Annotated in this window: 13 protein-coding genes and 1 pseudogene; 12 read left to right on the forward strand and 2 right to left on the reverse strand. The window is 64.4% G+C overall.

Going from position 1 to position 13440, the window contains the following annotated elements:
- Window positions 1–199: 199 nt before the first annotated feature.
- A pseudogene (locus tag X946_RS10835) lies at window positions 200–544 on the reverse strand (integrase core domain-containing protein); the annotation flags it as partial.
- Window positions 545–1225: 681 nt separating this feature from the next.
- On the opposite strand from X946_RS10835, the gene X946_RS10840 reads away from it, so the two are divergent.
- Complete coding sequence (locus X946_RS10840; RefSeq protein ID WP_038747007.1) at window positions 1226–1966, forward strand: hypothetical protein; 741 nt, start codon at window positions 1226–1228, stop codon at window positions 1964–1966.
- Between the two features lie 655 nt (window positions 1967–2621).
- On the opposite strand, the gene X946_RS10850 is transcribed toward X946_RS10840, so the two are convergent.
- Window positions 2622–3071, reverse strand: coding sequence for a hypothetical protein (locus tag X946_RS10850; protein ID WP_156440160.1), 450 nt, complete (start codon window positions 3069–3071; stop codon window positions 2622–2624).
- Window positions 3072–4005: 934 nt separating this feature from the next.
- Between X946_RS10850 and X946_RS10855 the strand changes: the two genes are divergently transcribed.
- The 11 genes from X946_RS10855 (at window position 4006) to X946_RS10905 (ending at window position 13402) form a co-directional block, all read left to right on the forward strand.
- Window positions 4006–4188, forward strand: coding sequence for a Flp family type IVb pilin (locus tag X946_RS10855; protein ID WP_038747161.1), 183 nt, complete (start codon window positions 4006–4008; stop codon window positions 4186–4188).
- A gap of 86 nt (window positions 4189–4274) precedes the next feature.
- Complete coding sequence (locus tag X946_RS10860; RefSeq protein WP_038747013.1) at window positions 4275–4754, forward strand: prepilin peptidase; 480 nt, start codon at window positions 4275–4277, stop codon at window positions 4752–4754.
- Window positions 4755–4772: 18 nt separating this feature from the next.
- Complete coding sequence (cpaB, locus tag X946_RS10865; protein WP_038747016.1) at window positions 4773–5765, forward strand: Flp pilus assembly protein CpaB; 993 nt, start codon at window positions 4773–4775, stop codon at window positions 5763–5765.
- Between the two features lie 48 nt (window positions 5766–5813).
- Window positions 5814–7190, forward strand: a complete 1377-nt coding sequence (locus tag X946_RS10870; RefSeq protein WP_038747019.1) for a type II and III secretion system protein family protein — start codon at window positions 5814–5816, stop codon at window positions 7188–7190.
- A 16-nt stretch (window positions 7191–7206) separates the two neighbouring features.
- Window positions 7207–7584, forward strand: a complete 378-nt coding sequence (locus tag X946_RS10875; RefSeq protein ID WP_038747022.1) for a CpaD family pilus assembly lipoprotein — start codon at window positions 7207–7209, stop codon at window positions 7582–7584.
- A gap of 27 nt (window positions 7585–7611) precedes the next feature.
- On the forward strand, window positions 7612–8826 hold the full coding sequence (locus X946_RS10880; protein ID WP_038747025.1) for an AAA family ATPase: 1215 nt from the start codon (window positions 7612–7614) through the stop codon (window positions 8824–8826).
- Entirely contained in the window at window positions 8823–10196 is a 1374-nt protein-coding gene (locus tag X946_RS10885) for a CpaF family protein (RefSeq protein ID WP_038747164.1), read from the forward strand. The genes X946_RS10880 and X946_RS10885 overlap by 4 nt, the downstream gene beginning before the upstream one ends.
- Entirely contained in the window at window positions 10193–11167 is a 975-nt protein-coding gene (locus X946_RS10890) for a type II secretion system F family protein (RefSeq protein WP_038747027.1), read from the forward strand. Before X946_RS10885 ends, X946_RS10890 begins: the two co-directional genes overlap by 4 nt.
- Window positions 11164–12126: a type II secretion system F family protein gene (locus tag X946_RS10895; RefSeq protein ID WP_081989503.1), complete on the forward strand. Its 963-nt coding sequence runs from the start codon at window positions 11164–11166 to the stop codon at window positions 12124–12126. Before X946_RS10890 ends, X946_RS10895 begins: the two co-directional genes overlap by 4 nt.
- Entirely contained in the window at window positions 12123–12977 is an 855-nt protein-coding gene (locus tag X946_RS10900; protein WP_038747030.1) for a tetratricopeptide repeat protein, read from the forward strand. Before X946_RS10895 ends, X946_RS10900 begins: the two co-directional genes overlap by 4 nt.
- The gene (locus X946_RS10905) at window positions 12974–13402 is read left to right on the forward strand and encodes a TadE/TadG family type IV pilus assembly protein (protein ID WP_038747033.1); all 429 of its coding nucleotides are present in this window, start codon (window positions 12974–12976) and stop codon (window positions 13400–13402) included. The genes X946_RS10900 and X946_RS10905 overlap by 4 nt, the downstream gene beginning before the upstream one ends.
- Window positions 13403–13440: the final 38 nt, after the last annotated feature.

A 13440-nucleotide genomic window follows, 5' to 3' on the forward strand; every position in this document is an offset into this window, starting at 1 on the left:
GGCCACGCCCTATGTCGAGTACATGATTACCGACAGGGGCAAGTTGCTCGAGCCGGTTTTTCATGCGATGGCGCAGATTTCCGATCAACTGTTCGGTGATGAGTTATCGAGTCAAGACGTCAATCAGTGAACGTCTTTGTGGTTCTCCCTATTCGGTCCGACCGGAGTTGACCCTGCAACTCAGGACACGCGGACACTGTTAGGTTGATGGCACTGCGGCGTGCCTGAACTCGTGGGGCGAGCGGTATTTCAGGGCTTGATGCGGGCGGCGCTCAATGTGGTGTTCAAACGCAATAGCTAGACGCGAGAGCGCCGGTGATGCGTCAGGCTTGTCCATGCATGCGACGTAATTGTGCTTCATGGTCTTCACGAACGATTCGGCCATGCCATTGCTCGGCGGCGAACGGACCGGCGTGGTCAGCGGTTCAAGGCCCAGTTCCCGAGCGAAGCTGCGTGTGCGGTGGTCGATGTAGGCCGAACCGTTGTCCGACAGCCATTCGATGGGCTGCGCGGCCTGCGTGGTGCCGAAGCGCTGTGGCTCGGACGTCGCCTGCCGATCGCGCGGAATATTCCGTTTCAGTTCGCCGTTGGGTGTCAGGACCGTCTTGGGGCTGATGCCGTTGCGGTGGTTGAGTCCTCTCGCGTTCCGGCCGATGGGCTGACGCGAGGAGGGTTGCATCATGTCCACCGGCATCTTGCCTGCCGCGCGGTCCCTTCCTCGCCTGCGGGCTTCGCTTGATCGGACGGTTTGCAACCGTCCAGCCCGCTCGCCAGCCCGTATGGCGCGCGGTGTCGTCCGTTTCACGGCGCGCGAAAATCGTGTGTTTTGATGCACTGTGGGGCGGATTCATGCGCCTCAAATTGCGGTGACCGATTTCTCGGCAGATCGTACCTTCGGCTAGCCAATCAGCGGTCTTGATTTTGTCCACCATGCGCATCGTGTCGTAACTCAGCGGATCGGCGCTCGTCGCGACAGAGGCCGACGAAAACGACAATCGAACCGTGGAGAAAGACGACGGCGCAAGCGATGCATGGCCGCATGAACAAACAATTTCGCTATCGGTTGCGAATTCATGTGCAATCCGCGGCGAACCCGGATGGGTTCGCCGCGTTTAATCACGAAATTCGAGCACAAAATCAAAACGACGACGGGGAGGCAATCCGATGTTTACCCGTTTGATGGCGTGCGGTAGCATTAATATGCCGTCCAGCTTCGGGAGAAATCATGGACCGGAAACAGTGCATCTCCCTCATTGAGAGCGGCTGTATTATTAGTGCCATAATCAATGACGGACAAACGATCTCAGGCATTGTCCACAGCCTGGATCAGGAAAGCAGGACGATAACGGTCAGGCGCGGCCATGATAAATATTGCGATATATTCGTCGATAAAATAATGGCGATCAGCGTCAGGCCGCGCCCCGCAGACGTCGACAATTTCAAGATCGAGATCGACTCGCTTCATGATGAAAAATTGATCGAGCGCGTGAGGCGAGAGTTCTTGACGCCGTGGCAGCGCACGATTACCCCGCTGCATTTTCGGTTCTTGTATGGAAAATCAGGCGCAAACCAAGCGACCAGGACGAAAATAGATCGCTGGATAGACGCCGTTCGAACCCTCCAGGCTGCGCTTAGAATAAAAGACGATGAAATCATTCGGCAGATAGCACTATATGTCTATTCGATCAAACACGATGGCCACGTGCAGAGCGAAAAATTTCCCCGGGAGTCGATCGAGGAGAAACTGATGGCGATTCCCATTGGAGAACAGGTAACGCTATACGGGGATTTTAGCGATTCAATTAATTATAATATCGAGCAGGGCCGGCTATTGGAAATTGACATGGATAAACGATTGGTCAGGCTGCATAGTGCGATTGATGATCTGGATTTCGACATTGATCTCGATGCGATATTTGCAATTGAAGCGGACCGGCTCGCAGCCGATATTGCGGCATCGCACTAGATGCGCTGTCGCATCTCCCCATGATTGTTCGTCCGAAATATCGCCGGATTGGCGGGAAGCTGCGCAAGCGCCGAGGCCGAACGACAGACAGCAGACAGCAGACGACAGGCGCTCCGCAACCGCAGCGGACGATCTTCAAGCGGTCGAATAACGAGCCTGCCGCTTTCCGCGAAGCTGTCGCCGGCCGCCCGAGGTCAAACGCTGCGCGAACGCGGTCGCATTTTTCGGCGAGCGCAGCAGAACCCGGACGGCACCGCGCATGAGCGCCGAAAGGCGAGGTGCGAGGGGCCGCGCCCGCGTGACGAGGCCGGCCGAGCGGATGAAAATTCGGCTGCTCTTCTTGCTTGATGATCACCTGCATAGGCGCGCGTTCGGCACGGTCATGACGAGGGCGATATGGATCGCGCTGCCGCCGCCGCCAATAACGGCCGCACTGTCGCCGCGGACGACAGCACCTCGATACGCGGGCCAAGCCAAGCACATCGACGTCGCGAGCAACGCAACATGACGCGTCGTCGCGCGACCCGCGCGAAGCGTGTTGTCGCTTGATCCGCGACCCATTCCCGGTGCGGATGAACTTTGCGTAGTCAATGCGCTCGCGTCGTCGCCCGGCGAATGCGGGTGGTGCCGCGCAGCAAGCCGCGCGCGTTTCAGCTCATCGGAAGCGGACGGCATGGCGCGTGCCTTGATCGGAAGGATTCCGCGCCAAGCCGTTATCGCCGTGCGGCCGAATGCCGAAACTGACGGTTGCACCCTTGTTTCGCTCGCGCGTGCACGCGGCCGCCGCTCGCGCGATCGAGACGCCATGCCGGACATGCGCGATCCGTCGGCCATCGACATATTTGGCAATGCGCTTGTCGAAATATCTCGCGGCATGGCCCTTCTCTGACGTGGCGCGTTCGAATCGAAATCGGCATTCAAACAGTTTCGGCGGCCGTCGCCACGGGTTGCCCGCAGCCGGCGAGCGCGTGATCGCGGCAACGGCGATGCAGATGACGAAAAAGCCGGCCATCCACGGCCGCCACGCCCGGGCGCTGCATGCGTTGGCGGTGGGGGCGGCGTCGCTGCCGTGCGGCAACCGGGCGGTGAGCCGCACGTTCGACATCGCGAGACGGCACCTCCGATCCATGCGGCACGCACGGCCGGGTGATCCGATGGCCATCGCCGAAAACGCGCGATGCGTGAACGGCCCGGCGCGAAGCCGAACGCGCCGAGTGCGAGATCGCATGGCGGCGGCTCGCCCAATAACGGAACGCAGCGCTGAGCCGCGTTCGTGACGAAGCGATCCAAACGAGTCGCGGCGGCGATTGCCGTCTGATGGAATCGGTTGCTTTCGAAGGTTTGAAGGAAATTGACTGGAAAAGCATCGCCGATGGGCGATGGGAACATCCGGCGGCGCCGTCAAACTCAGGAACCGAAAGGCGAGCGCCCAATAAGCATATCGCTCACGAAATCCACAGGACGGAAAGATGGAATTAAAAATTTCCCTTTGCCATCCAATTCGTTTTCATGTCGATCCGGACGGATGGATTTATTTATAAATAAGTGGTTATTTGCTTCGGCTCGCGGCATTCGCCGGCAGAGAAATTCATTTTCTCTCGCGAGCGGCGCGGAGATGCCGGGTCGGGGCGCGCGATACGCTTGCGGATGCGAAGAGAGGCGCATCGCGCATCGCTATCAAACGGGGCTCAATGAACGCCGGCGCCGCACAAGGTACAGAGCAAGTTGCGCTACAAAAAGGCGATTAATTTTAAATTCCGGCTCAAACATGAATATTTTGCAAATCCGGCTTCGGCGTCATATATAAATATTGGTGGCGCGATATCCATCCGTTAATTCGCGAGGGAGTTTTCGGGTTCGGTCGATTGTGATTTGGTGAAAAATGCAAATTATTCTTGCAAGGATGATCGTGCCGCAGAATGCGAAGCGCGTTTTCGCACTTTTCGTGCCATTGATGTGCCGGGCCGCCTCCGGGGTGACGGTGGCGCAGTTCTCTTCGCCAAAGGATCGATGTCCGATCGCGTGAGATGGAGGTTCTGATGATTCGCTACTTCAAATCCCTGATGCATGACGAACGGGGTGTGAGCGCACTCGAGTACGTCGTCCTCGGCGGCATCGTCGTTGTCGCGCTCGCGGCGGTGGGCACCATTCTGAGCAGCACGTCCACCGGGCTTCCGAACGTCTTTTCGACTTTGCTTGCGAAAGTCACGGGCCTGATCTAAATCCTTTTTTCGCGTGTTGCCGGGGACGACACGGATTCTGCGAGGTCGGACGCCCTGTCGCGGCGCGCGAACGGACGGCGCTCTTTATGGCCAGCTATGTACAGGCGGCAGCTACGCTAATTCTGGCGCTGCTCGCGGCGCAGGACATTTGCGTTCGGCGTTTAGCCAACGGCGCGGTGCTCGCGCTCGCGACGCTTTACTTCGCGGACGCGGCGCTCATTCGCGACAGCTCCGCGTCGGTGGCGAGCCACGCCGCCATCGCGGCGGTGATGTTGGCGCTGTTCGGGGCATTGCGACATCTCGGCTGGATCGGCGGAGGCGACGTCAAGCTGGCGGCGGCGATATTCCTCTGGGCGGGACCGGCGTTGGTGTTCCCCGTGATGCTGATCGTCGGGGCGGGCGGGCTGCTGCTCGGCTTCGCGATCGCCGCCGCCGTCGCGTGGCGGCGCGGGGCGACGGCATCGCGATGCATCTCGGCGCGCGGCGTGCCGTACGGCGTTGCGCTCGCATTGGGCGGCGCCTTTGCGATATGGGCGCCGGTGGCGAATAGCGCTTCCATCAATTAGCGTCGCGTGCCCGTCGTCATGCCAAAGTCAATCAGAATGGCCGCGCTCCTCATCGCCGCAGGTATCGGCGCCTTCGTGCTGCGCGGACTGTATGTGGCCGCATCGGTTCAGAAGGCGGCCGAGCCGGCGCCGCTCGAGCGCGTGCGCGTCGCGGCGGCCGATTTGCCCGAGGGGCTCTTGCTGCGCGACAACGACCTTGCCTGGCAAAGCATGCCGCGCACCCAGATTCCGGCCGGCGCGTTCGTCGAGACGCAACCCGGCGCCGATCTCAAAGGCGCGTTGCTGCGCAGCCGGGTCAGTGCAGGTACGCCGCTTCGCGTCGACAACGTCATACCGGCAGGCGCGCCCGATTTTCTCGCCGCCGCGCTCAAGCCGGGCATGCGTGCGATCTCGGTCCCGATCGACGACGTCTCCGGCAACGCCGGCCTGATCCAGCCGGGTGACTACGTGGACGTGCTCCTGACCCAGCAGATCGGAGGCAACGCCGCGGCGTCCGTTCCGCTCGAGCGCGCGATCGAGTCGGAAACGGTCCTCACCCGCATCCGCGTGCTCGCGGTGGGTTCCGAGTTCCAGCGGCCGAAGGCGTCCAACGCGGCCGAGTCGACCGCGCGGGCGCGAACGGTGACGCTCGAAGTCAGTCCGCGCACGGCGCAGGTGGTATCGGTCGCGACGCGTCTCGGCGCGTTGTCGCTCGCGCTGCGCAGCTTCGCGACGAGCGACCGCCGTCATCCGGCGGGCGGCGAGGAGATGGAGCCCGATACGCCGCCCGTCTGGGCGGGCGACGTGTCGCGCGCGTTTCGCGATTCGGCGCGCTCGCAGGCTTCGTCGCGAGACTTCGCCCGGCAGCAGTTGCCGTTGCAGTCGGTGGTCATCTATCGCGGTTCGAGCATCGCCGACAGCGCGCCGGCCGGAAATACCGGCACGCCCGGCTTGCCGCCGCTGCCGCCGGGATTGGCGAGCAGCGGCGGGGTGGCCGAGGGGGCGACGCCGCCTCGGGCGACGACGCAGTGACCGTTTGGATTTCACTCAATCGCCGTTCGGCTTCTGACGGGGACACGAATGTTGCGCATAGTCCGCTCGCTCGCTTGCTGCTGTCGGCTGGGAATCGCCGGATTCGGGATCGCGTGCGCGCTCGGCGCGTTCGCGCAGGATTCGGGTTCGACGCTGATCGTCGCGAGCGGCAAGGGCGAGATGCTGTCGCTGCCCGAGCCGGCCGTCGCGATGTTCGTCGCGGACCCGGCCATCGCCGACGTTCAGGTGCCGACGCCGCGCACCGTGTTCGTGCTCGGCAAGAAGGCCGGCACCACGACGCTGATCGCGCTCGGCGCGAACAACCGGACGATCCTGCGCAAGACGATCGTGGTCCAGGTCGATACGCAATCGCTGCAGCGCGTGCTCGACACCCGGTTCCCGCAACTGGGCGTGACCGTGACCGGCGCGCCCGGGTCGCTGATGGTGAGCGGCCGCGTACCCAGCGCGGCGGACGCGGACGCCGTGATGCAATCGCTCACGCCCTACCTGCGCGACAAGGAGAAAATCGTCAACAGGCTGACCCTGTCCCGGCCCGTCCAGGTGAACTTGCGGGTGAGGGTGACGGAGGTCGATCGCAACATCACGCAGCAGCTCGGCATCAACTGGAGCTCGCTCGGCAACGTCGGCAATTTCGTCGGCGGCCTGTTCAACGGGCGCACGCTGTTCGACCCGACGACCAACCAGTTCAATCTTTCGCCGACGGGCGCGTTCTCCGTTCGCGGCGGCTTCCATACGTCGCGATGGTCGATCGACGTCGTGCTCGACGCGCTCGATCAGGAAGGGCTGATCACGATGCTGGCCGAGCCCAACCTCACCGCGATGTCCGGCGAGACGGCGAGCTTTCTCGCCGGCGGCGAGATACCGATTCCCATCGCGCAAAACAACACGGGCGCGATCACGATCGAATTCAAGCCGTTCGGCGTGTCGCTCGACTTCACGCCGACCGTCCTGGCCGACAACCGGATCAGCTTGAAGGTGCGGCCGGAAGTCAGCGAGATCGATCCGGCGAACAGCGTGACGACGGGCGGCGTCCGGGTGCCGGCGCTTACCGTGCGGCGCGTCGAGACGACGGTCGAGCTGTCGAGCGGGCAGAGCTTCGCGATCGGCGGCCTGTTGCAGAGCGAGACGAGCGACATCGTCTCTCAACTGCCGGGGCTCGGGCGCTTGCCCGTGATCGGCCGGCTGTTTTCGTCGAAGAGTTTTCAGGACAACAAATCCGAGGTCGTCGTGATCGTCACGCCGTACATCGTTCAGCCGGCCGGCCCCGGCCAGCTCGAGCACGCGATCGACAGCGTCACGCGGCCGAGCAGCGATCTCGAGTTCGCGCTCCAGCGCAATCTGGGGCTGGATTTGTTGACGGGCGACACGCCGCGGCTCGTCGGCGCGGCGGGCTTTGTCTATTGACTGTCGGGAGGCCACGATGCGCGTTCGAACGATCGCCTTCGCGCTGACGCCGCTGGCGCTGGCGAGCTGTCTGTCGGCGCCGCCGCCGCTCGATCTGCCGGATGCGTCGGCGATCGGCTTCGACGGCGTGCGCGCGGTGCCGCCCGACTGCGGCCGGTTGGCGGAGCCGTCGCATTTCGTCGACGCGGGATACCGGCGGCCGAGCGTCGCGTTCGGATGCGCGACGTACAGGAATCTTGCCGCGATGCTGGCGCGGCCCGAGGATCTCGTCGCGCCCGTGCCCTACGCCGGCGCGGACGCGGCGTTCGCGGCCGACGCCGTTCGCCGGTTCATGGAGGACCGCGTGAAGCAGCCCACGTCCGCAAGATCGAACACGACGACGATTGCTCACTGACTCCGATCGAATGCCGATCCCACGCACATGAAAGTCCTGGAACGTCGCCCCTTCAAACGCACCGCCGCCGCGAGGACGGTGGACTTCGTCGCAGTCGTGTCCGATCCGGGAAGCGAGGATGTCATCCGCCGCTTCGCGCAGGATCTGGCCATCACGCGGATGCATCTGCAGATCGGGCAATTCGACGATGCGATCAGGCTGCTGCAGCAGAGCGAACGCTCGCCGCGCCAACTCGTCGTCGACATATCGGATTGCGCGATGCCCGTTTCCGATCTGATGCGCCTGGCGAAGATGTGCGATCCGTCGGTTCGCGTCGTGGCGATCGGCACGCGAAACGACGTCGGCTTGTTTCGCAATCTGCTCGGGATCGGCGTGCACGATTATCTCGTCAAGCCGATCACGGTCGAACTGTTGCGGCGCGCGCTGACGACCGACGAGGCCATCGCGCAGGTCCGCACCGGCAAGACGGTCAGCTTCGTCGGCGCGCGCGGCGGCGTGGGCACGACCACGATCGCGGTTTGCCTTGCCCGCTGCCTGTCGGACGAGAAGCTGCGCCGGGTCGCCTATGTCGATCTGAACCTGCACGGCGGCGCGGCCAATTCGCTGCTCGGTCTCAGCAGCAACAACGGGCTGACCGAGCTGCTGCAAATGGAGCAACGTCCCGATGAAGCGTTCATCGAGCGCATGTCCGTCGCGAAGGGCGACCGGCTGAGCATTTTGTCAGCCGAGCTGCCGTACGCAGCGGCTGCGCCGGTGCGCGCGGGCGCCATCGCGGATCTCGTCGACACGCTGAAGGGCAAGTACCACTACGTGCTGCTCGACGTTCCGGTTCAGGCTAGCGAGCTGATCGAGGACGCACTGCTCGCGTCGGATCTCGTCTACATCGTCGCGGATCGCTCGGTTCACGCCGCGTACGAATGCGCGCGCCTCGTGCGCTTCGCGCAGCAACTGCCCGGCGAGCGGAGCGTGTCGGTACTCCTGAACAATCCGCTCGAACCGGTGGCCGGCCGCGTTCAGCCCGCCGAATTCGCGCAGGCGTTCGAACGGATCAACGTTCGCGAGCTGCCGCACGAACCTCAGACGCTCGCTGTCGCGGAGAATCTCGCCGAACCCGTCGGCGATGCGAAACGCGTCGGCTTCCTGCACGAAATCCGCCGGCTCGCGGACGGCATCACCGGCGAGCCGATGTCTGTCGCCGAGGCGTGGTATGCGCGGTTCGTGAAGTGGAGGAGAGGATCGTGACGTTCGGCACGCGAAATAGCGAACCCGCCCGGCCGACGCCGCCCGAGAAGCCGGCTGCGGCGCAGCCCGCCGTTCGCGTTCCGGCGCCCGCCGCCGACAGCCACGAAGCGTTGATTCGATCCGGCAAGTTCGATGTGATCCGCTCGGCGGTGTTCGCGTCGATGAACATGTCCGCCGCGCTCATGAAGACGCGCGACGAGGTGCGCGCGGGAATCGAACAGGTCGCCGCGCATACGGCCGAGCGCGAGCAACTGAAAATCACCGCGGGCGAACAGGTGCTGATCGTCGACGCGATCCTGAACGACATGTTCGGCGTCGGGCCGATCGAGCCGCTGCTCGCGGACGACGCCGTCACCGACATTCTGGTGAACGGCCCCGATCAGGTCTACGTCGAGCGCAGCGGACGCCTCGAGCTCACGTCGCTGAAGTTTCGCGACGATGCGCACGTCATCGGCGTCGCGCAGCGGATCGCGGCCGCCGTGGGCCGGCGGGTCGACGAAAGCAGCCCGATGGTCGATGCGCGGCTCGCCGACGGCAGCCGGGTCAATGTCGTGCTGCCGCCCATTGCGATGCGCGGCCCGTCGATTTCGATCCGCAAGTTCGCGAAGCGCGACATCACGCTCGCGCGCATGGCGCAGCAGGGCAACCTCTCGCCGACGATGCTCCAGGCGCTGAAGCTCGCATGCGCATGCCGGCTGAACGTCGTCATTTCAGGCGGCACCGGCTCGGGCAAGACGACGCTGCTCAACGCGATGTCGCAGCATATCGAGGAGCACGAGCGCATCGTGACCATCGAGGACGCCGCCGAGCTGCAACTGCTTCAGCCGCACGTGGTCAGCCTGGAAACGCGCCCGGAGAACACCGAGGGGCTGGGCGAGATTTCGCAAAGGGATCTCGTGCGCAACGCGCTGCGAATGCGGCCCGACCGAATCATTCTTGGCGAGATTCGCGGCCCGGAAGCGTTCGACGTGCTGCAAGCGATGAACACCGGCCACGACGGCTCGATGACGACGATCCACGCGAACTCCCCGCGCGACGCGATCAACCGGCTCGAGAGCATGGTCATGATGGCGAACGCCAATCTCCAGCTTCTGTCGATCCGCCGCCAGATCGTGAGCGCCGTGCATCTGATCATCCAGATCGAACGGATGCGCGACGGCGTGCGTCGCGTGACGAAAGTCACCGAGATCGTCGGCATGGAGGGGGAGGTGGTCATCACGCAGGACCTGTTCCTGTTTCGTCAGGATGCCGACACGTCGAGAGAGACGGTCAAGGGCGGTTTCGAAACGACGTCGCTGCGGCCGGCGTTTGCGGCGCGCGCCGCCTATTTCGGCCTCGAGAGTTCGTTGGACGAGGTCTTCCGATCATGACGGCGAATGTCTTTGCCGTCTGTGCATTCTTCGTGATCGCGGCGATCGGCCTGGCGCTGATGTCGCTGCGCGATCGCGTGCGCAATTCGCCGCAGCGCCTGATAAGCGAACGGCTTCATCGAATCGTGCCGGCGGATGCGGGCGGCGCGGCGCTCGCCCGGGCGGAATCCGGAACCGCGCTGCTCAACCTGGAACAGCGGCGCGGCAGGCTTAGATCGTGGCTTCAGCAATACGTCCAGCGCGTTCGTACCGTGGCCGGCAGCGGCGGCCTGCGCATCGTGGGCGCGAGCGCGGTGGCCGGCGTGATCGCCGCGGCGTCGGTCATCGCGTTCTTCGACCCGCCCGGCGCGATGCGTCCGTTCATTTATCTGGGGTTGCCGCTTCTTGCGGTGAGGCTCAGCTATCGCGCGTTGATCTCGCGGTTTCGCACCCGATTTCTGGAGGCCTTTCCCGATACGATCGATTTGATTGTGCGCTCGGCCCGCGCCGGCATTCCGGTCACGCAGGCGATCAGCACCGCGGGCGAGGCCGCGGCCGAGCCGGTGCGCTCGACGTTTCGCGTCATGGGAGACCGCCTTCGGCTGGGTGTGGAGCTGAAGGACGTGCTGAGCCAGGCGGCGGGGCGGCTCCTGATCGCGGACTTTTCGCTGTTCGCCGTGTACTTGCTGCTGCAGCGCGAGACAGGAGGAAGCCTCGGCGAAACCCTGGATGAGCTGTCGGCGATCATCCGCACCAGGCGGGACATTCGGCTGAAATCCCGGGCGTTGACCGCCGAAGGGCGCATCACGACCAACATCATTTCGGCGATGCCGTTCGTCATCATCGGCGTGCTCTACATCGTGAACCGGGCATACGTCGAACTGCTGTTCGAGACGGATGCGGGCCACACGATGCTGACGACGGCCGCCGTGATGCTCGCGATCGGGCTCGTGCTGATCCGGAAATTGTCGAAACTGGATACGTCAAGATGACAGCCTTTCCCGGCATCTCCGCGTGGTTCCTGCTCAGCCGCGGATTCGCGTTGCTGCTCGTGCTGGGCTGTGTCGCCGTCGCGCTCGCCGACCCGGGCGCGCGGACGCGCGCTAGGATCGCCGAGCGCGTGCGGCGCGCGACCGGGCAGGCGGGCGCGACGTCCGGAATGACGATGTTCCAGGCCGGGGATCTTCGTCAGGGGCTGTCGCGGCGGCTGGCGCAGCTCGGAGAGCGGTTGCCGGAATTCGATCCGATGCAGCGCGTGAAGCTCGGCCGCCAATTGACTCGGGCGGGTTTGCGCGATCGTCGCGCGGTGTCGTCGATGATCGGGATCAAGTTGTCGAGCGGCCTTCTATTCGCGGGCGCCGCGCTTCTCCTGAGCCCGTTCATCCCCCGCTTCGGCGCGTATGTCGTCATTCGTTTGCTGGCGATGACGGGCGCCTTCGTCGTCGGCCTGATCGTGCCGGAGTATGTCCTCGCCGCGCTGATCGCCCGCCGTCGCCGGAAGATTGCCGCGTGCCTGCCCGACGCGCTCGACCTGCTCGTCGTTTGCACGATGGCGGGCAACAGTCTCGTGACCAGCATCAAGCGCGTCGCGCTCGAACTGGTGCGCATCTGCCCGCCGCTTGCCGACGAATTGTCCGTTTGCGCGGACGAGATGACGATCGGGGAAGGCAGTGCCGTCGTGCTGGTCAACTTCGCCGCGCGAGTCGACCTTCCGTCCGCGCGATCCCTCGCCGCGACGCTGATTCAATCCCAGCAATACGGCACGCCGATCACGCAGGCATTGCGCACGCTGTCTCGGGCCGAACGGGCGGAGCAGCTCTTTGCGCTCGAAGAGAAAGCCGCGAAGCTCGCGCCGAAAATCACGCTGCCGATGATGGTGTTCATTCTGCCGACCGTCGCGTTGATCGCGGGCGGCCCCGCGGTGATACGCCTGCTCACGATATTCAAATGAGACATTCGATCTTGCAAACGGCCTGGCTTGCGATCGCCTTGCCGATCGTCTTTGCGGGATGCACGCAGCCGGGATTCCAGCCGCGCCCGGCGCTGTCGCATCGGATCGACGATCCGGCGGCCGATCTGCGCATTGCGGACAGCGCGCTGTCCGGCGGCAACGTCGATCTTGCCGCCACGCTGTACGAAAAGGTGCTCGACGCGCATCCGGATTCGCTGGCGGCAAGGCTCGGCCTGGGCGACGTCTATTATCGATCCGGCAACCTGGAGCGTGCGCGAGTGCTGTATTCGCAGGCCGCCGAGCAGGCGCCGGCCCAGCTCGGCGCGCGGCTCGGCCTCGCCCGCGTCGCGCTGCGGCAGCGCCGTCTCGACGATGCGCTTCGCCTGTATCGCGCGTTGCTCGCCGAGCAACCGGGCAACCCGCTCGTGGCCGAAGGGCTCGGCACGGCGCTCGACATGGACGGGCGGCACGCGGACGCGCAGGCGGTCTATCGCAATGCATTGCTCGCGCATCCCGATGAGCAGGGGCTGCGCATCAATCTCGGGTTGTCGCTCGTGCTGAGCAACCGCTCGCGCGAAGGCGTGAACGTCCTGCTCGATGTCGCGGGCCTGCCGGATGCGCCTTGGCAGGCGCGGCAAAGCCTCGCGTTCGCGTACGGCGTTCTCGGCAACGCGGATTCGGCCAAGCGGATTCTGTCGTCCGAGCTTCCGCCTTCGGCCGTGGCCGACAACTTGCGCGTCTATCGGGCCGTGCGCGCGAAGTTCGCGTCGCGCGATCTGCCGGAAGCGCCGCCGTCGGCGAGCGATGTCCGGCCGGGCGCCGCGCATTCCGGGCCGAGGGCGAAAAAATGACGCGACGCGCGAGGTGCGCCGGAGGGCAGCGCGGCGTCGTCTCGCTCGAATTCGTTCTGATGCTTCCGTTTCTCTTGATGGTGCTCCTCGGCATCATCGACGTGAGCTTCGTTCTGTGCGACAAGGCGGTGATCACGAACGCGAGCCGCGAGGCGGCCCGCGCGGGCGTCGTGTTGCACGTGCCGCAGTTGACGAGCGCGCAGATCAGCAGCGTCGCGCTGGCGTACGCGCAGAACAGTCTCATCACCGGCGGCACGCCGAGCCCGCCCACGATCACCGTCAGTCAGCCGAGCGGGACGTCTTCGGGCAGTCCGTTGTCGGTGACGGTCAGCTATACCTATACCGGTCTCGTGCTGGGGTCCGCGTTCAGCGCACTGACGGGGCCCGTCACCATCACCGCCACGACCGTCATGAACTACGAATGAGGCGGCGCGTGCGACTCACCACACGTTCGAATCGACAT

It is taken from the genome of Burkholderia sp. ABCPW 111, assembly GCF_000773065.1.
Classification (GTDB): Bacteria; Pseudomonadota; Gammaproteobacteria; order Burkholderiales; family Burkholderiaceae; genus Burkholderia; species Burkholderia savannae.

Excerpts from the sequence above, each read along its gene's own strand:
- X946_RS10840 (WP_038747007.1), top strand. The coding sequence starts at position 1,226 with ATGGACCGGAAACAGTGCATCTCCCTCATTGAGAGCGGCTGTATTATT.
- X946_RS10850 (WP_156440160.1), bottom strand. The coding sequence starts at position 3,071 with ATGTCGAACGTGCGGCTCACCGCCCGGTTGCCGCACGGCAGCGACGCC.
- X946_RS10855 (WP_038747161.1), top strand. The coding sequence starts at position 4,006 with ATGATTCGCTACTTCAAATCCCTGATGCATGACGAACGGGGTGTGAGC.
- X946_RS10860 (WP_038747013.1), top strand. The coding sequence starts at position 4,275 with ATGGCCAGCTATGTACAGGCGGCAGCTACGCTAATTCTGGCGCTGCTC.
- cpaB (WP_038747016.1), top strand. The coding sequence starts at position 4,773 with ATGCCAAAGTCAATCAGAATGGCCGCGCTCCTCATCGCCGCAGGTATC.
- X946_RS10870 (WP_038747019.1), top strand. The coding sequence starts at position 5,814 with ATGTTGCGCATAGTCCGCTCGCTCGCTTGCTGCTGTCGGCTGGGAATC.
- X946_RS10875 (WP_038747022.1), top strand. The coding sequence starts at position 7,207 with ATGCGCGTTCGAACGATCGCCTTCGCGCTGACGCCGCTGGCGCTGGCG.
- X946_RS10880 (WP_038747025.1), top strand. The coding sequence starts at position 7,612 with ATGAAAGTCCTGGAACGTCGCCCCTTCAAACGCACCGCCGCCGCGAGG.
- X946_RS10890 (WP_038747027.1), top strand. The coding sequence starts at position 10,193 with ATGACGGCGAATGTCTTTGCCGTCTGTGCATTCTTCGTGATCGCGGCG.
- X946_RS10895 (WP_081989503.1), top strand. The coding sequence starts at position 11,164 with ATGACAGCCTTTCCCGGCATCTCCGCGTGGTTCCTGCTCAGCCGCGGA.
- X946_RS10900 (WP_038747030.1), top strand. The coding sequence starts at position 12,123 with ATGAGACATTCGATCTTGCAAACGGCCTGGCTTGCGATCGCCTTGCCG.
- X946_RS10905 (WP_038747033.1), top strand. The coding sequence starts at position 12,974 with ATGACGCGACGCGCGAGGTGCGCCGGAGGGCAGCGCGGCGTCGTCTCG.